Raw genomic sequence first — 20,207 nt, forward strand, 5'->3', positions numbered from 1 at the left:
GTTCCTTCAAGCGAGGGCCCTGGCGGCGTCGGCCACCGCGGCGCGGATGCGGGCGTAGGTGCCACAGCGGCATATGTTGCCGGCCATGGCCGAGTCGATCTCGGCGGCGGTAGGTTGCTTGCCGCGGGGCAGCGACTTCAGGAACGCCGTGGCGCTCATGATCTGGCCGCTTTGGCAGTAGCCGCACTGCGCTACATCGTGCTTGACCCACGCTGCATGCACGGCGGCGCCGACTTTGTCGCTGCCGTCGGTGGTGGCTTCGATGGTGGTGATCTGCCTGCCCTCGGCCGCCGAGATCGGCGTAATGCAGGAGCGGATGGCCTGCCCGTCCAGGTGCACCGTGCAGGCGCCGCACAGCGCGGCGCCGCAGCCGAACTTCGTGCCGGTCATGCCCAGCGTGTCGCGCAAGGCCCAAAGAATGGGGGTGTCCGGGGGGACGTCGACCGTGTGCTCACGACCGTTGACGTGGAGCGTGCTCATGATGGGTCAGTCCTTCGCAGGTGAGGTGTGTCGTGGCAAGGGCAACTCGCCTCGCGATCAGAAGCTGCCGTCCGTCGACCTCGAAAGCGCCTCGAAGGCGTGCACTGCCTTCAATCGAGCCTCCACAGCCGGCCCGACCGCCGCCAGTGCATCGCTTCCGGCCACGAACACTCTGGGCGGAGTGTCCATGCCCACAAGCTTTACCAGCACCTGGCCGAGCTTGTCCGGATCGCCTGGTTGCCTGCCGGCGTAGAGAGACCACATCGCCTCGGCGCTGACCTCGGCGGCTGCGTAATCGTCGATCCGTTTGTCCGGCCACTTGGCGTTGGCTGCGTCCAGCAGATCCGTGCGGAAGAATCCAGGCTCGACCACCGTGATCTTGATCCCGAACTTTCCGACCTCCTCAGCCACAGCGAGCGAAAGACCCTCCACGGCGAACTTGCTCGCACTGTAGGCGCCGCAGTGCATCAGGCCGACAGCGCCTGCCACGGAACTGACGTTGATGATGTTGCCTGAGCGCTGCTTGCGCATGACCGGCAGCGCTGCCCGCATCACGTTGCTCACGCCCCAGAAGTTCGTCGCGAACAGCTGTTGAATGTCCTGCGTTCCCAATTCCTCGAAATTGCCCAGAAGGCTGTAGCCGGCACTGTTCACGACTACATCGATACGACCGAACTTTTTTTGCGCTTCGTCCACCACGGTCGTTGCCTGGGCCTCGTCGGAGACGTCCAGCCGGCGAACCTCCAGGTTCTCGCCGGCGAGGTCGCGCAAGGCATTGCGCACTTTCTCCAGGTTCCTGCCCGTGGCGACGACGCGATCACCAGCTTTCAACGCGGCCCTAGCCGTGCCGGTGCCGATACCGCTCCCTGCACCCGTGATAAACCAGACCTTGCTCATGCTCGATCTCCTTCCGTTCCTTTTCAATGCCCTCCACTCTAGGCAGATCGATTGAGAAGAAAAACACCCTAGTACTGAATACCGTTTGAAGATATTCTTCAAAGAATGAGACTCAACCAGCTTGATGGACTGCTCGCATTCTGGAAGGTCGCAGAGCACCGCGGGTTCTCTGCCGCCGCGGCAGCGCTCGAGGTCTCGCCTTCTGCGCTCAGCCAGGCGATCCGCCATCTGGAGGCCCGGCTCGGCGTCAGGCTTCTCAACCGGAACACGCGCAGCGTCAGCCTCACTGAAGCCGGACAGGCATACCTGACCCGGATTGGGCCGGCGTTGAGCGACGTGCTAGAAGCCGGAGAGCAGCTTCATGAGCTTCAGGGCCGGCCATCGGGCGTCCTGCGCATCAACGCAGCGCGAATCTCGACCGCCATGGTCCTCCAGCCGCTGTTGGCCGGGTTCCTGAAAGCCTACCCGGACGTCCAGGTCGAGCTGACCAATGATGAGGGCTACGTGGACATCGTCGAAAGAGGGTTCGATGCAGGCGTTCGAATGGGGGAGAGTGTCCAGAAGGACATGGTGGCCCTGCCTCTCGGTGGCCCGGTTGCGGTATCCATCGTTGGATCGCCCGAGTACTTCAAGGAGCATCCCGTTCCACAGCACCCCTCCGATCTGGTACACCACAACTGTGTGCGGTTCAGGTTTTCAGGCAGCGGGGCCATTCACAAGTGGGAGCTCGAGGTCGACGGCCGTATCGTCGAGTACGAGATCAGCGGCAATCTCACGATCAGCGACTCATTGTTCTCGGTTGAGGCTGCGCTGGATGGGATTGCACTGGCGTACACGTTCGAGCAGCTCGCGCTTCCTCACATCCGGGCCAGGAAGTTGAAACGCGTCTTGAGCAGCTTCTCACCGACGTTTCCCGGGTTCTACCTGTACTACCCGAGCAGGCGGCAGCAGCCTGCCAAGCTGAAGGCTCTGGTGAACTACGTACTGGCGCATTCCAGTCCCGAGACGATTGGAATGTCAGCGACCGTGCCCGCTACAGACGTGTAGTAGTACGTCCATTTTTTCGGTGACCAAAAGTCTGCGTCGGACCGATAAGTTCCGGACGAAGGTTGGCATCGCGCGACCATTAGACGGTGGAAAAAACCGCCGACTGTACCGACGGCCATTCGAATCAGGATGCAAAATTCGAATGGCCGGTTTGCCCCAATCAATGGTCAACCGTTACACGAACGTGATCGGCCGCTTGTGGCCGTCTGTTGCCTGTCGTTGCCACGGCATCCGATCCCTTTCAAGAGCGGGCACAAGCGGCCTGCTATTACGGCTTTCATGGTTGCAATGGGGCTACACTGAAAGAGCAATCGAAGCAGGAGAAAGCCATGACAAACTCTGACCCTACAAGCACCTTCCGAGGGCTGCCGCTTACCGCGGAACAGGACGCGGAAGTAAGACACTACATAAAGGTCCGAACGCAGCGTGGCCTGCCGTGGGATACGTCTGAACTGAACGCGATGCTCAAAGACATGCTGCAGCCCCCAGGTGACGGCAACGACGAACCCGATGCCCCGGCAGACGAAACGAAAGCTGCCGCCGAGCGCGCAATGGCGTCGGTTGACGAAGCGATGGAACCCATCGAGGCGAGCGAGGAACGGAATGCGGCCATGGAGTCGGAAAGCATGAAAGGGCCCAAGCGATAGAACGGCAAGCAATAACGACGCTTGCTTCCTGGCAGCACCGATACGGGGGCGATTACGACGCGTACCTCATGGGTGCGGTGCGCAGATTTCCACACTTGAGCGGGTGTCGTCGGTCCCCATAACGATAGGGCTCCACGACGTCTCCGTTGAACACAAGGGGGCCGAACATGCGGCTGATCGAACCGGATGAACACAAAGACTTTCTAGCGACCCTGGAGCGCAGTGGTTTGGCAGAAAGCGATTTCGCTCTTCTGGAAACAGATACGACGGACCCGAAAGGTGACGAGAACCTTGGTCTACAGGGCTACGTCACCATAGCCCGGCTATCGACGCAGGTTACGAAGGAATACGTGATCGGCGACGAAAGCGATTGGCTACAGCATTTCACGAAAGATCTCGAAGCGGGCGTCTTCAACAGGCCGGAATGAGAGTTCGAATGCTATCGAAGTGCAGGTGAAAGATGACTTGGCCACGCGGGTACTCGGACAAAAAGCGGCATATTCAAGCCGCACTCGGCAGAACAGCTTCGTCTCCGGCCCACCGGCTGCGTCTGGCAGGGTTGCGGCCGTCGGCACCGACGGCCCTCGACCCAAGACGGCCGGCCGGCGAGTGGCTACTATGCGTCCGGTCTTCGGCCGAACACCGGACGTTGAGGTCCGTATAAACGCTGCTAGACTGCGGACGAAGCACCCCCGCACAGAACTCCAACCATTCGGCATAGTGACATGACTGAATTCCCTCTAACGTTTATCAGCCAGACCGAATGGGAAGGCTGGTTAGGGCAAAACGGCGGCACTTCGACCGGAGCATGGCTGCGCCTAGCGAAAAAAGGCGCCGAGCAGCCAACCGTAACGTACGAACAGGCGTTGGAAAGCGCCCTCTGCTATGGCTGGATTGATGGTCAAAAACAGGCCGAGAGCGAGAAATACTGGTTGCAACGCTTCACTCCACGCTCCGCAAAAAGCATCTGGTCCAAACTTAACAAAGACAGGGCTGAAGCGCTAATTGCCGCAGGCAGAATGCGCCCACCTGGCATGAGGCAGATCGAGAAAGCTAAGAAGGACGGCCGCTGGGAGGCAGCTTACACGTCGGCCGGTAACTCGATAGTGCCGGGCGACCTACAGGTAGCCTTGGACGCAAATCCGGGAGCCAAGACGTTTTTTTCAACACTGAATAGCCGCAACCGCTATGCCATCCTGTTTCGCGTACAGAATGCCAAAAAGCCAGAAACACGGGCGCGTAAAATCGAGGAGTTCGTCAACATGCTGAACCGTGGCGAAGCCTTCTATCCCTAGATCCTTTCACTTCTGACGGAAATTTTGCCGAATGGACATGTAACCTCTAATGACCGCTTCGGCCGAGCAGTCATCATTCGCGGGTACACGCCCGAGGGGCCGCTCCTGGCCGGTCCCTGCCTGACGACGATCGACAGCACGCGACCCTGAGCGGCCGTTGAGCTTCACGGCGGCTGAACGACGGCTTCTTGCGGTTCAGGGGACATTGGGAGCCAAAAACTTGCGGGGGGAGCCGGGCTGCCTCTCCCCCCGCCGGGAACGCGCCAGTACGTTCACGATTGCCCGTGGACGACAATGCGCAGGTCGTGCCTTGCATCAGCGTTGAGCGGATCTACTTCCGGACCAACACAGTTTTCGGATTGGTGAAGAGCTGCCGGCCTTCAAAGCCATGTTCCGTGCCAAGGCCGGATTGCTTGTGGCCTCCGAACGGAATATCGACGCCTTGGGTGTGGATTTCATTCACCCGTACCATACCCGTCTCCAGACGATTCGCGACAGCAGCTGCTGCCTTCGTGCCGCGACCCCACACCGAACCGCACAATCCAAAAGGGCTGTTGTTTGCACGCGCGATCACATCTTCCACATCGTCATAAGCGATGATTGGAACAATGGGACCGGTAATAGCATTTCCGGCAGGCTTTCAAGTTCTTCAGAGCCGCGTAAAGTTTAGGCCCGTGCCATGGAACCGGCAGCGAGTCGCTTGCGCCAAGCGATCCAGCCGACAACAATCGACAGTGTCGCCACGACAAGCGGCGCCACCCCATGCCCGTATTCGCCGTGGAGTGCGACGGTCGCGAGCGCAGCCAACATCACGGTGCAGCCGAGCGCCGAGCCCCACAGCCGCGTCCGTGCCCGCGCCAGCAGGACGGCGGTCATGAGTTCCAGCGAACCGGTCACGAAATGGAACCAGTGCGGATATCCCCACTTCAGGTATTCCTCAATGATGGATCGCGGGCCGACGATGTTGCTGAGCGATCCCACGACGAAAAAAGCGGCGAGAACCAAAGGTAATACTTGGCGCCAGGAAATCTTGGAGAGCCGTCCGGTGCCGCCCGTTGCACCCAAAATAAAAACCTTCATGTTAGACCTCGATCTTTCTTGGTGTGAATGCCGCAGTTCATGGCGTAGCGGCCTTGTGGGCCGCCGCAAAGACGTCGCGAGGCGACGTCGTGCCCGCGACATGCTCCGTACCCTCGACGCCGAGGTCCATCCAGCCCGCGTTGACGGCCTCGAACATCGCTTCGGCCGGTCCGGTCTGCCCCTTCGGGATGCCGAACTGTTCGAACGCTGCCGCCCACCCGACCCGCGGGATGGCAAAGGCCTTGACGTCGCGCTGCATGACTTCGCCCAGTTGAGCCGCGACTTCATCCGCGCTGACCATCGAGCCAAGCTCGACGACGCGATGCCCGGACCACGCCGGCCCGGTCAGCAGCGTCGCCACCTCGGCGCCGATATCGTCGGTCGCGACCATGGTCGATTTCCGACTCGTCGGGTTGTAGTAGACGGGGAGCGTGCCGCCCTGGGCAACGTGCAAGCCGTAAAGGAAGTTTTCGAAAAACCCGCCGGCTCGCACATAGGCGGTCGGCAATGTCAGGTGGCGAAATCCTTGCTCCAGAAGCGACAGGGCCGTGATCATCCCCAGCCCGCCGGTTCTGTTCGCACCCATCGACGAGAGCACAACCACCCGCGGCGGCGCTGCCTTGGTCAGCGCCTCGACATAGTTCGCGATCACGCTCTTTGCTTCTTTGAAATCAGGCGAGGGTGCCCAGACAGCCGGCAGCATGACAAATGCACCTTTGACCCCTTCGAGCGCCCGTTCGACGGCGGCCGCATCATTCCAGTCGCCGTCGACCAGTTCCACACCTTGATCCGCCCAATTCGTCGCCTTCTCGCGATTGCGGACCATTGCGCGTACTTTCTTACCTTGCGCCAACAGATGTTGGGCCGTTGCGCCGCCCACGCGTCCCGTAATTCCCATTACCAAAAACATGTGTTTCTCCTGAAATTAGTATTGCCTTTAAACGCCAACTCGCGATCGGGAGATTCATCCAAATACGCTGTTGTTGGAAAGAATGATGTCGCCCAACCCATCGATGGAGATGATCAGCAGGCGCTCGACTCTGGCAAAAGCCGCGGCGAGCGTGGTTGGATCGTTGAAATCTGCTTTAACCTTCGCGGCGAAGCGGCTCAATTTCTGCGGGCTGCGGCTGGATGCGGTGATATTGGAATCTCCGGCTTCCATCAGCAACTTCACAACACGGCGGCCCAGATGCCCGCCAGAGCCTGGGTATAGAAGGCGGGCGGGAACAGGGTCTGACATGAGAGCTCCTTAAGGAATGGTCTATGTTTGAGGGCAGGTCTATCATAGAGACCTATGCCTCGCGCCGTAAGGAGGCAGTTTTTTGTTACCAGAAGAGTTAAAGGGAACCCGAATGAGCACCGCACAGAATGCGATCGAGAGATTCAGCCGATATCAACGTCAATTGAGCGACGCCCAGTCCGCACACTGCGCGGTTCGCGACGTGCTCGACCGCATCGGCGACAAATGGAGCATGCTCATGATCATGGAACTCGCGACGCGATCGCAGCGCTTCAGCGAGCTTCACCGGGCCATCCCTGACATTTCCAAGCGCATGCTTACTCAGACACTCCGCGATCTGGAGCGCGACGGACTAATCACCCGCCATGTTTTTCCCACCAGGCCGCCGACCGTCGAATATCGTCTGGCCCCGCTAGGCCAATCCCTATTGGACCCGATGGCGGCCCTCATCGATTGGGCCGATCGTCGTTATTCCGACATCCATGCCGCGCGCGTCCGCTTTGACGGCGCACCCGGTGATGTCCCGCGCTAGATGCTCAGCCCGATGTGAGGTGGGGGGCGAAACTCCTGGCTTTGCAGATGGCGCGGAAGGACGTATCACGCGTTTCGTGCTCGTCGCCTCCGCTGAAAGAGGACCAACTTACCAATCAAAAAAAGACCGCCGTGAAATCTGAATTTGCTGTTTGGCCAACTTGGGAGGCCGGGGGCAGCATTCAGAATTGTTTTGCGACCGGAACCGCGGCTGTGAACGCGCTACCGGCGTCACGTCGCCCGGTTAATGTCCGTTGTCGACGGATCAGCGGGCGTCCAACCGTCCATGAGCAGCGGTCGACGAAGGTCCGATTGTGGCCGGACAGCGACCGATTACCGTCCGGCCGACCGCGGCTCAAACCTCGGTCTGCTCTGCCATCTCGAGCGCATCATCGACCTCGATACCGAGGTATCGCACCGTACTTTCAAGTTTCGTGTGACCAAGTAGCATCTGTACCGCTCGCAGGTTTTTCGTGCGGCGGTAAATCAGCGACCCTTTGGTTCGACGCATGGTGTGCGTCCCATATGCCGTATCGTCAAGCCCGATCGACCCTATCCAGCGATGCACCAGGCGGACGTATTGACGCGTCGAAAGGTGCGGCGACCCGTGCATGCGGCTCGGGAACAGAAAGTCGGGAGGCGACAGTCTCGCTACCTTGATCCACGCTTCCGCACTATCTCGGGTTAGCTCGGTGATTTCGAACTGAACCGGCCGTTGCGTCTTCTGCTGCATCGCCGTTGCCCGTGACGCAACGCGCTGACCAAGGCAGATATCACGCACTCGCAGTTTGGTGAGATCGCACGCTCTCAACTTGCTATCGATGGCCAGGTTGAACATCGCAAGATCGCGTGTTCTCGCTGCCAGTTGCAGACGAATCCGGACCGCCCAGATCTCTTTCAGTTTCAGCGGCGGCTTCTGCCCTGTTAACTTGCCTTTATTCCAAGGCACACGTGCCGCGCTGACAACGGTAGTCGCTTCCATGACGATCTCCTTTCAAGTGAAGGGAGTGCCAGTCTGCGCCGACCACCGGGGGCGATAACCGACCCGGAAGCGACACTCGGCCTGCTCCGAAGCTGCCGTTCAGGATGCGACGACGGTAGCGCAGCGTGTAGATGCTGCGGATTAGCTTGTCGAACTCGAAGATCGCCCGCCGCGTCGGATCTGGCGCGGTTTAGGTGCATACCATCGCGGCTGGCATGGATGAACGCATGTGATGCGGCGGACGATGCAGGACGGCGGCGACCTGGACTTCGATATGGTGTCGGCGTTCAGCGTTGAGTTTGTCCGGTATTGCCAGGGCGCCATGTTTCGTGGACCACCATCCTACCGGGGAGCCATCGCCTCGATGCACCAACGCCGGAGAACGCGGCTCATCTGATGCTGTCGACAATTCTTGACTCTGCGTGAATGGGCGAATACGCTCGTACTCCCTGACTCTTGAAAAGAAGTGCTCATGGACAGGCGAAACATGATGCGCGGCCTGGTGATTTCCGGTGCCGGATTCTCGGTCATGACGCCGTCGCTGGCCGCGCCAGACCTGATGGTAAAGACTCTCGCTGAGCAATTCGCCGGGACTTTGAGCGCGCATGATATCGACGCGTTCGCGGCGCTGTACGCAGACGATTTCGTCAATCACCAGAGAACTGCCGCCTTGCCGCCTCCGCCAGTCGGCACGCGACCAAAGGATGCGGTGGTGGCGTACTTTGCGAGCCGCCTCAAAGGAATGCCCGACCTCGCCGTGTCGATCGAGGTGATGGTGGGCAATGGGGATATGTTCGCGGCCAGCTTCGTCTACGAGGGCACGCATCAGGGCGTGTATTTCGGTATCGCGCCGACCGGCAAGAAATTGCGGTTCACGTCCTGCGACATCTTTCGTGTCGCCGACGGAAAGATCGCGGAGCACTGGGGTATGGGCGACATCGCGGGCACGCTGGCGCAATTGAAATCGTAAGAGGCGGCGGCGACGTCAGTTCAGCAGGGGGCTCCACGCCGGGTCGCTCGCAGAGGACGGGGTTGGCACAGCGAATTCCTGGCGGCCGAGAATGCCCATCATGTAGATTTGGCGACATTGATGCCGCAGGTGTTTGCCTGCGGCGTCCGCTTCATATCCACAGGATTCCTCCGCGGGATAAGGGCTCGAATAATCCCGCAATGCGAATTCAATCCGAGCCTGGAACCTTTAATTAGCAACACTATCGGCACGGTAAGTGCCCGTCAGCCAGAAAGGGCTGATCGATAAAAACCAGCCCCACTTGCTCGGGGCTGCGGCATGCAACAACGAACGCGCTTCAGCGCAATGCTACTTGACGCGCGCCCAGACTACGTCACTCTGGCCACCGCCGCTCGATGGTGCGTTGACGGTATAGGTCAGTTGATCCCCGGAAACCTTGAACGCCCGCTTGAACGTACTGCCGTCGTAATTCGCGAATGTGCTGACCTCGACGTTGAATGTAATGGTTTTGTCGTTCGCGTCCACCGTGTACTTGCCGAAATGCGCGATGCTGCCGCCTACGATCGCCTTATTTTCCTCTGCGGTCCCTTTGACTCGCGTACCCGCGGCGACTTTCGGCAGCGTCGCGCGTGCGAGGATGATGGAATAGTGGCCGTCCGGTCCCAGGATCAGCTGGCCGCGCGGATTGTCGCCGAACTGCGCGGCCGAGACGAGGGTATAAGTGCCGGCGACGCTCCTGGCGTCCTGCGCGGCTGCGTTCCCGGTAGACAATGCGAATGCCGCGATCAGCAGCAAAGCGGAAACTGCGGAAAGGTTGTTGCTGTTATTCATGGTCATCCTCGCAGGTGTTTTGGCGCCACGGGCTCAGCCCCAAGCGTCCTTAAACAGGATAGGTGAGTTAGAGCAAATTAGAGGAGCCGTGGTCGAATTTTGTCTCGGTGCACCGCATCGAGAAGGCAAGCGGCCGCTCTCTCCTGCTTAATTCCGTACGAATTGTTTTGCAAATCGTGGCACGAACCTATCCGGCTTTCACCCCTACCCACTACTACATCCAGGATGCTGATAGGAACGGCACGAACTACCTGTCTGTCCATGCGGGGTGCGTTCACTATGGGTCTATGCTGACTGTCCGCTCCTGGCCGAACAGCGACCGATTACCGTCCGGCCGACCGCGGCTCAAACCTCGGTCTGCTCTGCCATCTCGAGCGCATCATCGACCTCGATGCCGAGGTATCGCACCGTACTTTCAAGTTTCGTGTGACCAAGTAGCAGCTGTACCGCTCGCAGGTTTTTCGCGCGGCGGTAAATCAGCGACCCTTTGGTTCGACGCATGGTGTGCGTCCCATATGCTGTATCGTCAAGCCCGATCGACCCTATCCAGCGATGCACCAGGCGGGCGTATTGACGCGTCGAAAGGTGCGGCGACCCGTGCATGCGGCTCGGGAACAGAAAGTCGGGAGGCGACAGTCTCGCTACCTTGATCCAGGCTTCCGCACTATCTCGGGTTAGCTCGGTGATTTCGAACTGAACCGGCCGTTGCGTCTTCTGCTGCATCACCGTTGCCCGTGACGCAACGCGCTGACCAAGGCAGATATCACGCACTCGCAGTTTGGTGAGATCGCACGCTCTCAACTTGCTGTCGATGGCCAGGTTGAACATCGCAAGATCGCATGTTCTCGCTGCCAGTTGCAGACGATTCCGGATCGCCCAGATCTCTTTCAGTTTCAGCGGCGGCTTCTGCCCTGTTAACTTGCCTTTATTCCAAGGCACACCTGCCGCGCTGACAACGGTAGTCGCTTCCATGACGATCTCCTTTCAAGTGAAGGGAGTGCCAGTCTGCGCCGACCACCGGGGGCGATAACCGACCCCTAGGAGCCGTTCGCTACTGCCCAAAGCGGTCACTCACGGACCTCCGGACAGTGCCCGACGGTGACGCCTGTCACCAAGATCCAAAGCGGTTGGTTGTGCTCGACTACCCAATCGACCGGCAGTTGCCTCACGCGTAATAATGGAAATAATGCTTTGTTTCGATCTGGGGCTTGGAAATGGCGATAGATAAAAACTGGGAAGATAATTTTAACGACGACGATTATGATGATTACAAGACGGCCTATCTTGAACGGGAGAGGTTTAGGCAGGAAAACTCCACTTTGGGATGGATCTACATAGGAGTCTGCACGCGGCAACCTGGCGTCGCCAAGATTGGACTAACCACTGGTGCGCTTGGGACTAGAGCAAGTGGTAGTCAAAACCCGTTTTACACCCTGCTTTGTGCCTTCAAAGTCAAGGAGGGCACTGATTCAAGTATTTTTCATGAAATAGAAGAAGCTGCCCTTGGAATGCTTGAGAGGCACTATCAGCGCATCAACCATGTCGGCTCCGGTAGGCCGTCTGAGTGGTTTTATGCCAACGCCTTCGAATTTAGAGAATTGGTTCATAGCTTTCTTTATGATCGATATAGTTTATACATGCATAGTTATTACTGCCATGAGCGAGAGATGGGAATTATCTATTCCTGGGAGAACAATCGCTTGCTTCATGGTGGAGGCGCTTCCCCGTATCAGGCGAATGACTTAAGCAATCCTCCTGTTGCGTTTGAGTGCCTTATGCCACCCGGTTGTGGTGCTGAATGTCAATGTTGGTGAGTAGTAGTCGAGGAACCCCAGTCTGGCCGAAGCTCGATTTAAACTCTACGCGCGAGAGCGGAATCAATTTCGTTACGTGTCAAGCCGAATCTCGCCATGCGAGCGCGATGGTCTGGTGAGCCCAGATATGAACGAAGTTGCCCGTTTACGGCATTGAGCAGATCGCTGTTTCTCCTATTAAACGAGAATGCTCCGAGTGGGAGCTTCTGCTGCTTGCGATCCGTTCCCGGTTCGTGTTCCACAGCTTCAAGCATGGAGCCTCCGATCCGATTCGCAACTATGCGATTTCCCAAGGCTGTGCTCGCATATGCATCGATCGCACCCGAGAGAACCGCTTCGATAGCGTCGGCCTGTTGCTCGAAGATGGCTATCCGGTCTTCGCTTACGCCTGATGCCCTCGCCGAATCATGTTGCACCTGTCCTGCAATGATGCCAAGGCGTGCATCGGGGTGTGCGGCTAGTGACACATAGCTATTGAGCGCTTTCGGGTTTCCAGTCCGAACCAAGAAGCCGTCTGCGATTCCCCATACGGGTACGCTGAACGCGACGATATCCGCGCGTTCAGGCGTAACGAAGAGCGGAACGTTCATATCCCAGCGACCTGCTTCAACGCCGGGGAGCAGTTCACTAAACATCGTCAGGCGATGCTCGATCCGAGTGACACCGATCGCCCGAAGAACCGCGTCGGCCAGATCAATGTCAGCACCCGTAGCGGTACCATCCACCTCCGCCCAACCGAACGGGGGTTCTTCGATGTATGCGATCGTTACCTTCATCGTTTTGTCTCGCGAAATGGGTGCGGCAATCGAATCTGGAGCCGATTGTTGACGATTCTACTTGCGTGGATGTCGCTTTTTGGCCGACTACTGCCTCATGCGGTTGCCCGTAATCGACCCACAACGGCCTGTTATCTTGATCCGAAACGGACGCTCACGCTGGCCGGATTTTCGCTTTCCAGAAATACCTTGCAACCGGTGAGGTTGAACCGGTTCGCCGCAGCCTCGGCTCCCCTTGCCAAGGGCGTTGCCGGTATAAATCACTGCACAACGCGGGCTGCGAATCGTGGCTTGATGAGTTGGCGCTAGTCGAACACATGGCACGCGAATGTTGCGCCGATTCCGACGCTTCGTTGGAGGAAACGCGTTGGGACCACTCGCGCGCCTGATCGGGCGACTTAGACAGCGTCAAGCAGCACGGCCGGTCGGCCAACTTGATTGGCGCCGTCCACGACTATTTTGTCATCGGTTCATCCCCACGCACGCACGTGGAGACCACGTCGTTCGCATACGAGGCCGCGCTAATGCCGTACGGTTCATCCCCACGCACGTGGGGACCACACCAAGGACGCAACGGCAAGGGTAGCGACAAGGTCAGACCGGCAGCGGGCGAACTCGAGCTACAACCTGGTGACGTGACAACGTACACCGAGTCCCGAATGGAGTCCTGCTGCGCGGTTATTATCCGGGCCCGGGCATGCAACGACACCGCCCAGCAAGGCCGTTTATAGGTGCGCAGCCTGTCTCGCCGCTGGATGCCGAATCGTGTCCCTGACGACCTGGGGAATGTTACCGATGAACGGATGAACCGGGAGGGCCTTCTCACAGGTTATCCACCGCGACACCCGCCCGGGCCAGAGAAGGGCCGCGGGTGCCGCGGTGGATAACCCTGCGCCCCTCGTTGCGGTGGATGCCCAATGCCCGCCATGGCGGGGAACCTGGCAACAGACACATGAACCAACGAACCGACCTTGCTAAAAAGGGAGAGTCCCCATAGGTTGTAACGGCACTCCATAGCCCTTGAACGAAACCGGTGCATCGGCCGACGGCAGAACGGAGAGGGAACCTTTCTGCATGCCCCATTATATTCGTCGCCCCCTCCGTCAACCTGACAGTACCCAAGCTCGCACAGCCGGTACTCGATCTTCGGACTAACTACCTCGCCAGCCATCGCCGGAACTCTTCCCCGCATCAGCTCGCGGACCCCGCTTCCATAAGCTTGCTGACGAGCTGCTTAAAGCTTGGCAACAGAAGCCTGTTCGCATAGCCGCTGAGGTGATCGCCATCGAAGACGAGCGGCCGGCCCTCGGCGGTGTGCGTTGAGCAGACCGAATCTGGGCACAGTGGTGGCAACGGGTCCCATACTCTAACTTCGGGGACCGCCTGCACGATGTGCGCATAGGATTCGAGCACCGGCGCCCGCAAGGCTTCCAGATCCGCACGGGCGATGCGGTCGCCGCCGGAACAGATGGGATTGTCGCGATTGAACCAGTCCGAACATCGGAACGGCTGGCTCCGAAACTCGGGTGTCGGCCCCTCCAGGATGACCTTCGCCCCTTTGGCTGCCAGTTTCTGCAAGATTGGAATGGCCTCTCGCACGCCGTCTACCCGGCTTTGCACGGCCTCTGGACCAAACATGTAGCCCCAAGCGCTCGAGTCGTCGAAGCGGGCCCACTCGTCGGAGAAACGTGGCAGCCGCAGCGAAGGCATGAAGACCACGTCACCGGGCCTGACCTGCGCCTCGATTTGAGCGATTGCCGCATCCGTCCCCGGCGCACAGCTCGCCACCTCATCTTGTTTGCGCGGCAGCAAAACAATGAACGGACAGCCTCCATTGTTGTACGCGAAGACCTTCACGCCAGTATCCCGGGCGAATTCGCGCAACATCCTGTTGTAGGCCATCGCGTGCGAATCGCCGATCACGTACAGGCGCCCGCGATAGGTCGCCGGAAGCGAACATCCCGCACGTGAATATGTCCATACGCGCCCCCCGTTGAGCTTCGTCCTATTCCACGTGTCCAGACATCCGTCATTGCTGGGCTCAAGGGGGCGGCTCGGATACCAGTCGTCGGCACGTTGTGACACCACGCTCAGCGACAGATTCAGCTGGGCTGCCTGAATGCCGAGCCACAACAGCGCTCCGCACGTCAACGTAGCTAAGCCCGCACCTACGAGAGCGGGACGCCGCATGCCTTTCAGGACCGCCGAGCGCCGCACAGGATTCTCGACGTAGTACCAGGACGCTGTCGCCAGCGCGAAGGTCAGTACGGCCGCAAGCAGGCGCCAGACAGGCGCATCGATCCCCGTCGTCCACCGCAGCAGCACGATCACAGGCCAGTGCCAGAGATAAAGCGAATATGAGATCTTGCCGACGAAAGTCACCGCTGGTGAAATGAGCAGCCTGTGCAGCCAATCCCGCGGCACTCTTCCGTGCAGCGCGTACAGTACGCCAAGCGTGCCGGCAACCGGCAGCAGCGCTCCCGGAAAAGGAAGCTGCTCCGGGCGCAAGACCTTGAAACCGGCCGCAAGCAGCACCAGCGAACCACCGAGCAACGCCATCGAACCCAGCGTCCCATTGCGGTCGATCACGCCGAGCGGGCGCTTCGCGAGCGCGAGCAACTGGTATAGCAGGATACCGGATGCCAATTCCCAGAAACGCCCTGGAATCAGGTAAAAGTCGAGCCCGTCATTTCGCCTCGAAAGCCACCATGCGCTCAACACGGACAGAGCGAGCCCGCCGGTGAACAGAACAACGCAAAGCGTCTTTCTCGGACGTTTGCTCACCCACATGAAGAAAAGCAACGGAAAGATCAGATAAAACTGCTCTTCTACGCCAAGCGACCAGGTATGCAGGTACGGGTTGAATTCGACGCGTGGCGAAAAATAGTCATCACCGGTCATCGCGAGCACCAGATTGCTCAACCCAAAGAAAGCAAAGAAGCCGGTGTATTTGTTGGTATCGCTCAGCCACGCGTTTGGAATGAACAGTGCTGAAAACAAGCCGGTCACCAGCAGGCACACCACGAGCGCTGGCACGATCCGCTGCACTCGACGCGAATAGAAATAGAACACGAAGCGCGAAAACTGCATCGATTCGAGGTTTCCAACGGATGCGCTGACAACAAACCCGGAAACCACGAAAAAGATGTCGACCCCCGCAAGCCCGCCGGGTAACCACTGCGCGTACAGGTGATAAACGATGACCGACAACACTGCGACCGCACGCAAACCGTCGATGTATGCCGCGTGCGCAGGACGGGTGAGTTGCGGCGCAGTAGTAGCGTTATGGCGTGGATTCATGGCATGAGAGTTAATGAGGTCGGTCGGAATCCGTGGACGCCAACGGGTTTAGCAGCGATCTTGTTCAAGTAGAAACGCTGCGTGAAAACCGCGGGAGACAGATAGTCAAGCTGCGCTTGTGTCCGCTGCCGGTTATAAAGGATCTCGATGTATTCCGTGATCTCTTGCTGCGCCTGCTGCCGACTGGCGAACCGCCGACGATAGGCCAACTCGCTCTTCAGCGTGCCCCAAAATGATTCGATCGATGCGTTGTCAAAGCAGTTTCCTCGTCTGCTCATTGAGGCTTGCATGCCGAACTGGCTGACAAGATTCTGGTAAGCATGCGCGCAATATTGGCTGCCGCGGTCTGTGTGGTGAATCAGACCGGCCGGCGGTCGGTGCGACGCGACCGCCCGAAACACCGCCTGCATCACCAGATGCTTGGTCATACGCTCGCTCATCGCGTAACCGACCAGCTCTCCGCTGAACAGGTCCTTGAGCCCGCCGCAGGGTTGCCGGAACGTCTGCTCGCGCGGGGTTCAGACATGCTCCGCTGATTCCGCGGCGATCATTGCATATTTCATCTCGATAAATAACCAGAAAAAGCGAAGGTGCCGTTGCTCTTTCTCTCGTTTGCTTTTACGTACGATTGTGACGTAAAAAGTTTAGGGAAATGTATAGGCCCGCGATGTATTTCGTGCGCTGCCCCACAGAAGCGATAAGAAATGTCGACTTCATCGTCGAGGAACTTCATCGGCGCGAACCGGAGGATCCATCGCGCATCGGTGCGACGCGCGTTGCCCTGCAGAACCAGCGTAACAATCTGCTTGCCTTCGCTGGCGTGCTGGACCAGAAGCTCGGCGCCATGGACCGCGCGAGCGGCGTTTCGGACCACCTCGTGCGGGCGACTTGTCTGCTGCACCGCAAGCCGGACACCTCCGTCACGTTCTGGCAGGCGTGGAACCGGCTGCACGCCGCCATCGGCCACAAGTTCCACGATCTCTACACGGCCGTGTCGCAGGCTCGACGATGAGGACAGCGCTGACTGCCAGCGTGAAATACGCATCGGCCCGATCAATACCGACCCAGACTCCGACGGCGAATGCAAGCATGACACCGAGCGTCGAAACGAAGCGCAAGCGGAAGGTCATGTAACAGACGAAGTGGCGCAGGCGGCTATACTTGCCGAGCATCGGCGCTACGGATTCGTCGCTGAACGCGAGGCCAAGGCTGCTGAATGCAAATGCGAGTGCCAGCGCGAGCTGCAACTGGCCGAATTGCTGGGGGCCATAGGCCCTTGCAAAGAGATGGTTGCTGGCAACGGCGGTGGCCGCGCTCACCAGCTTTGCGCAGGCAACACCTGTAATCGAGGACACCAAAAGCCGGCCTGCTTTCATAGTTCTTCTCCCGGACCTTGGCTGCAAGCACGATCGACCCGATCACCGAGGCGAGTCCGCCTTATCAGCAATGCATATCTTGGGTGCAAAGGATGGCGCGCCGCCGCTGACGGATGCCCCATAGCGGAACGTGGCTGGCACGCCCCCCCCCGTAAAAAAGCCGGCGCACCCACCTCCCTGCAAGATCAGCCCTCGGGCGACGACGTGCGTCAATCTCACGCGTACTGAGTCGCGCACGAAATCGAATCTCGCCCTCGCGTGCAGCAGCTTTCAAAACTCCAAAGTGATGCTTTCGAAACGCCACCATACGGCTTTCTAAAAGCGCGACACTACGTGCTATGGCATGACTGCTCTGTTCGAAATCACACAAACGCCCGCTCTTCGATGTCTACTCGAAGTCACATGTAGTCCTGGTCCAGGTGTCGGCAATTTGGGCGATCGTGCCGACTGACCGCTACTGGCCGATCACTGCCTCATGCGTTCGGCACAGATTGGCCGGCCTCTGCCTTTCTGCAATCGGCTGCAGTCGACCCAAAGGGGGCGCCGATGGCCTCGTCTCGACTGCTTCTCAGGGGAAGATCGGTGTCGTGGGCTCCGCGCCTTCGAGATCGGCCTTCGGAAAATGCTGCGCGACCATCTGCTCGATCTCCTGTTCGCGCGATCCAGGCACGTCGGCCATGATCAAGAGCTGGCCGTCACGTATGGCGCCACGAAAGCGCTCGAGTCGTGCATTCGGTTCGTCGACGCCGATCATCGCGGCCGTCCAGGCCCCGAAGCCGGCACCTGCCAACGTCAATGCGACGACGGCTCCTCCCGCAATTGCGAGCTCCGCGGGAGGAAACACCAGTGCCACGAGGCCGAGAAGCGCGCCGGTCGCACCGCCGAGCGCCACGCCGCGTTCGAGCGCGTGCACGACGTCGCTGCTTTGCAGCAAGGATGCCTCGGGTAACTGTTCGAGTGCGACACTGTGATTCGCGAGGACATGGATATGTCGCCATGTGATCCGCGCCCGCAGCAAGTCGTCTACCATCGCCTTCGCCGTCGTCGTGTCAGGTACGAGGAAATAAAGACGTCTCATGTCGGCTCTCCATCAATCAAGCATTCCCCCAACGGGTCGATGCTGTTTATCGTACGCCTGCCGCAGGCAATCAGGGGGCGTAGGTGACCTGCCCTGGAATTTTCGGACTAGCTGAAACTTGAGAGAATGGAAGCACGGGATCAGCGAGCAGACGATCTACAACTGGCGGCAGCATTTCGGCAGTCTGGAGGCTGCCGATGTGAAGCGGCTCAAACAGCTCGAGCAGGAGAATGCGCGGCTGAAGAAGATGCTGGCGGAGCGGGATCTCGAGCTGGACGTGATGAAAGAGATCAACGCAAAAAAGTGGTGAGCGCGCCCGCCCGACGCCAGCAGGCTGCCTACGGGAAAGCACGGGGGCTGTCGGAGCGACGTGCGTGCGTGCTGATGTCGGTCGCGCGGTCAGCGCGCACGTCGCACACGTGAACAGACCCTAAACACCTGGCGCCCTCGGGAGACGGCCGCCTCGGCAACCAATGCTGGAGGCGGCCGTTTTGCATTGCATCGCAGCAAGTGACTCCTCCATTCGCGCGATCCGTATATGGGGCGCGCTTCCCCCTTGCGCTGCCTTGCACGATGCAGAGGAGAGGACTACCTTTGCTCTATAGACGTGCCGGCGCAGACAGTACCGAAGTACGGCAAGGCGGCACAACGACGCCAGGAGCGTTTTGTTAGCGGCTCCAGCGAGTGACACGCAGCGAGGTGGCCTATGTCGCTTGCGATTGCCCTGATCCTGATCATCGCATTGGCGGTGGGGTTTCACTTTGCCAGTCCCTGGTGGATCACGCCGATCGCCTCGAACTGGGTGCGCATGGACGACATGCTGACGATCACGATCGTCATTACCGGCGCGTTTTTCATCGCGATCAACCTGTTCATCGTGATCGCACTGGTGCGCTACCGCCACCGCAGGGGTCATCGCGCTGCTTACGAGCCGCACAACAAGCGGCTGGAATGGTGGCTGATCGGCCTGACCGCTGTCGGCGTGGCAGCATTGCTGGCACCGGGGCTCTTCGTCTACGCGGACTACATACGGCCGCCGCGCAACGTGCTGCAGATGGAAGTGTTCGCCCAGCAATGGCAATGGCGCTTCCGCTTTGCCGGCCCCGGTGGCAAGCTGGGCACGACGGACGTGCGCTACATCAGCAACGACAACCCCTTCGGCCTGAACCCCGGCGACCCCAACGGCCGTGACAACTACCTGATCGAGACGCCCGAGGTGCACCTGCCGCTCAACCGGCCGATCCTGGTCCTGACACGGTCGCGCGACGTGCTGCACGACTTCTACGTACCGCCGTTCCGTGCGCGCATGAACATAGTGCCCGGCATGGTGACCACCTTCTGGTTCACGCCGACCAAGGCAGGGCGTTACGACATCCTGTGCGCGCAGCTTTGCGGTATCGGGCACGCCAACATGCGCGGCGTGGTGGTGGTGGAAGACGAAGCATCGTTCTCGCGCTGGCTGGCGCAGCAGAGCACGTTCGCGCAGCGGCAGCAGGCCAAGGTGCAGGCCGCACCCGCCGCTGCAGGCGGCAGCGCCCAGGCGCTCGCTGACCAGGGCAAGACGCTCGCAGAGGCCAAGGGCTGCATCGCCTGCCATACCGTGGACGGCAGTCCGCGCGTGGGCCCCACCTGGAAGGGCCTGTACGGCAAGACCGAAACGATGGCCGACGGCAGCACCGCGAAGGTGGACGAAGCCTATCTGCGCGCCTTCATCCGCGACCCGAAGGCCCGCGTCGTGAAGGGCTTCGCACCCATCATGCCGAACTTCGACCTGAGCGAGCAGGAGCTGACCGCGCTGGTGACCTACATCGAATCGCAAGGCGGCCCGGCCGCCAGCAGCGCAGCCCAACCCTAGCGGAGCAG

General features: G+C 59.6%; 21 protein-coding genes and 2 pseudogenes. 10 read left to right on the plus strand and 13 right to left on the minus strand.

The features are described from left to right. Positions 1–6: 6 nt before the first annotated feature. Entirely contained in the window at positions 7–480 is a 474-nt protein-coding gene (locus AC3WLT_RS20460) for a (2Fe-2S)-binding protein (RefSeq protein WP_492593510.1), read from the minus strand. A 57-nt stretch (positions 481–537) separates the two neighbouring features. Beyond that, positions 538–1,377: an SDR family oxidoreductase gene (locus tag AC3WLT_RS20465; RefSeq protein WP_492593511.1), complete on the minus strand. Its 840-nt coding sequence runs from the start codon at positions 1,375–1,377 to the stop codon at positions 538–540. 105 nt (positions 1,378–1,482) lie between these two features. Between AC3WLT_RS20465 and AC3WLT_RS20470 the strand changes: the two genes are divergently transcribed. From AC3WLT_RS20470 to AC3WLT_RS20485, 4 genes are all read left to right on the plus strand, one after another. Then, positions 1,483–2,424, plus strand: coding sequence for a LysR family transcriptional regulator (locus AC3WLT_RS20470; RefSeq protein ID WP_492593512.1), 942 nt, complete (start codon positions 1,483–1,485; stop codon positions 2,422–2,424). A 329-nt stretch (positions 2,425–2,753) separates the two neighbouring features. Then, positions 2,754–3,071 (plus strand): hypothetical protein, encoded by a 318-nt coding sequence (locus AC3WLT_RS20475; protein WP_492593513.1) that lies wholly within the window; start codon positions 2,754–2,756, stop codon positions 3,069–3,071. 167 nt (positions 3,072–3,238) lie between these two features. Then, entirely contained in the window at positions 3,239–3,499 is a 261-nt protein-coding gene (locus AC3WLT_RS20480) for a transcriptional regulator (protein ID WP_492593514.1), read from the plus strand. A gap of 297 nt (positions 3,500–3,796) precedes the next feature. Then, positions 3,797–4,366: a YdeI/OmpD-associated family protein gene (locus AC3WLT_RS20485; protein WP_492593515.1), complete on the plus strand. Its 570-nt coding sequence runs from the start codon at positions 3,797–3,799 to the stop codon at positions 4,364–4,366. Between the two features lie 331 nt (positions 4,367–4,697). Here the strand turns inward: AC3WLT_RS20485 and AC3WLT_RS20490 are convergent, their stop codons facing one another. From AC3WLT_RS20490 to AC3WLT_RS20505, 4 genes are read right to left on the minus strand one after another with little or no spacing between them, the layout of a single operon-like run. Further along, positions 4,698–4,988 (minus strand): aldehyde dehydrogenase family protein, encoded by a 291-nt coding sequence (locus tag AC3WLT_RS20490; RefSeq protein WP_492593548.1) that lies wholly within the window; start codon positions 4,986–4,988, stop codon positions 4,698–4,700. 44 nt (positions 4,989–5,032) lie between these two features. Beyond that, positions 5,033–5,446, minus strand: coding sequence for a DoxX family protein (locus AC3WLT_RS20495; RefSeq protein WP_492593516.1), 414 nt, complete (start codon positions 5,444–5,446; stop codon positions 5,033–5,035). Positions 5,447–5,483: 37 nt separating this feature from the next. Further along, a complete protein-coding gene (locus tag AC3WLT_RS20500; RefSeq protein ID WP_492593517.1) occupies positions 5,484–6,356 on the minus strand; it encodes an NmrA family NAD(P)-binding protein in 873 nt (290 codons plus the stop codon). A 54-nt stretch (positions 6,357–6,410) separates the two neighbouring features. After that, positions 6,411–6,686, minus strand: a complete 276-nt coding sequence (locus AC3WLT_RS20505; protein ID WP_492593518.1) for an NAD(P)H-binding protein — start codon at positions 6,684–6,686, stop codon at positions 6,411–6,413. A gap of 112 nt (positions 6,687–6,798) precedes the next feature. On the opposite strand from AC3WLT_RS20505, the gene AC3WLT_RS20510 reads away from it, so the two are divergent. Next, positions 6,799–7,218, plus strand: a complete 420-nt coding sequence (locus AC3WLT_RS20510) for a winged helix-turn-helix transcriptional regulator (RefSeq protein ID WP_492593519.1) — start codon at positions 6,799–6,801, stop codon at positions 7,216–7,218. Positions 7,219–7,572: 354 nt separating this feature from the next. Here the strand turns inward: AC3WLT_RS20510 and AC3WLT_RS20515 are convergent, their stop codons facing one another. Then, positions 7,573–8,199: a tyrosine-type recombinase/integrase gene (locus tag AC3WLT_RS20515; protein WP_492593520.1), complete on the minus strand. Its 627-nt coding sequence runs from the start codon at positions 8,197–8,199 to the stop codon at positions 7,573–7,575. Positions 8,200–8,671: 472 nt separating this feature from the next. On the opposite strand from AC3WLT_RS20515, the gene AC3WLT_RS20520 reads away from it, so the two are divergent. Next, positions 8,672–9,169, plus strand: a complete 498-nt coding sequence (locus AC3WLT_RS20520) for an ester cyclase (protein ID WP_492593521.1) — start codon at positions 8,672–8,674, stop codon at positions 9,167–9,169. 348 nt (positions 9,170–9,517) lie between these two features. Here AC3WLT_RS20520 and AC3WLT_RS20525 read toward each other — a convergent pair whose 3' ends face one another. Both AC3WLT_RS20525 and AC3WLT_RS20530 read right to left on the minus strand, forming a co-directional pair. Then, entirely contained in the window at positions 9,518–10,000 is a 483-nt protein-coding gene (locus AC3WLT_RS20525; RefSeq protein ID WP_492593522.1) for a lipocalin-like domain-containing protein, read from the minus strand. Between the two features lie 345 nt (positions 10,001–10,345). After that, positions 10,346–10,972 (minus strand): tyrosine-type recombinase/integrase, encoded by a 627-nt coding sequence (locus AC3WLT_RS20530; protein WP_492593523.1) that lies wholly within the window; start codon positions 10,970–10,972, stop codon positions 10,346–10,348. Between the two features lie 236 nt (positions 10,973–11,208). On the opposite strand from AC3WLT_RS20530, the gene AC3WLT_RS20535 reads away from it, so the two are divergent. Then, complete coding sequence (locus AC3WLT_RS20535) at positions 11,209–11,814, plus strand: hypothetical protein (RefSeq protein ID WP_492593524.1); 606 nt, start codon at positions 11,209–11,211, stop codon at positions 11,812–11,814. Positions 11,815–11,852: 38 nt separating this feature from the next. On the opposite strand, the gene AC3WLT_RS20540 is transcribed toward AC3WLT_RS20535, so the two are convergent. The 3 genes and pseudogenes from AC3WLT_RS20540 to AC3WLT_RS20550 form a co-directional block, all read right to left on the minus strand. Continuing rightward, entirely contained in the window at positions 11,853–12,590 is a 738-nt protein-coding gene (locus AC3WLT_RS20540; RefSeq protein WP_492593525.1) for a transporter substrate-binding domain-containing protein, read from the minus strand. A 1,191-nt stretch (positions 12,591–13,781) separates the two neighbouring features. Next, entirely contained in the window at positions 13,782–15,890 is a 2,109-nt protein-coding gene (locus AC3WLT_RS20545; protein WP_492593526.1) for an acyltransferase family protein, read from the minus strand. Beyond that, a pseudogene (locus AC3WLT_RS20550) lies at positions 15,887–16,372 on the minus strand (IS3 family transposase); the annotation flags it as partial. The pseudogene AC3WLT_RS20550 and the gene AC3WLT_RS20545, both read right to left, overlap by 4 nt. 185 nt (positions 16,373–16,557) lie before the next feature. On the opposite strand from AC3WLT_RS20550, the gene AC3WLT_RS20555 reads away from it, so the two are divergent. Further along, complete coding sequence (locus AC3WLT_RS20555) at positions 16,558–16,902, plus strand: hypothetical protein (protein ID WP_492593527.1); 345 nt, start codon at positions 16,558–16,560, stop codon at positions 16,900–16,902. 932 nt (positions 16,903–17,834) lie between these two features. Here the strand turns inward: AC3WLT_RS20555 and AC3WLT_RS20560 are convergent. Further along, positions 17,835–18,344, minus strand: coding sequence for a DUF1269 domain-containing protein (locus AC3WLT_RS20560; RefSeq protein ID WP_492593528.1), 510 nt, complete (start codon positions 18,342–18,344; stop codon positions 17,835–17,837). A 130-nt stretch (positions 18,345–18,474) separates the two neighbouring features. On the opposite strand from AC3WLT_RS20560, the pseudogene AC3WLT_RS20565 reads away from it, so the two are divergent. Together AC3WLT_RS20565 and AC3WLT_RS20570 are read left to right on the plus strand one after the other, a co-directional pair. After that, positions 18,475–18,749 (plus strand): annotated as a pseudogene (locus AC3WLT_RS20565) (transposase); the annotation flags it as partial. A 301-nt stretch (positions 18,750–19,050) separates the two neighbouring features. Continuing rightward, positions 19,051–20,199 (plus strand): c-type cytochrome, encoded by a 1,149-nt coding sequence (locus tag AC3WLT_RS20570; protein ID WP_492593529.1) that lies wholly within the window; start codon positions 19,051–19,053, stop codon positions 20,197–20,199. Positions 20,200–20,207: the final 8 nt, after the last annotated feature.

The sequence above is a fragment of the Paraburkholderia sp. FW306-2-2C-D06C genome, from assembly GCF_058781505.1.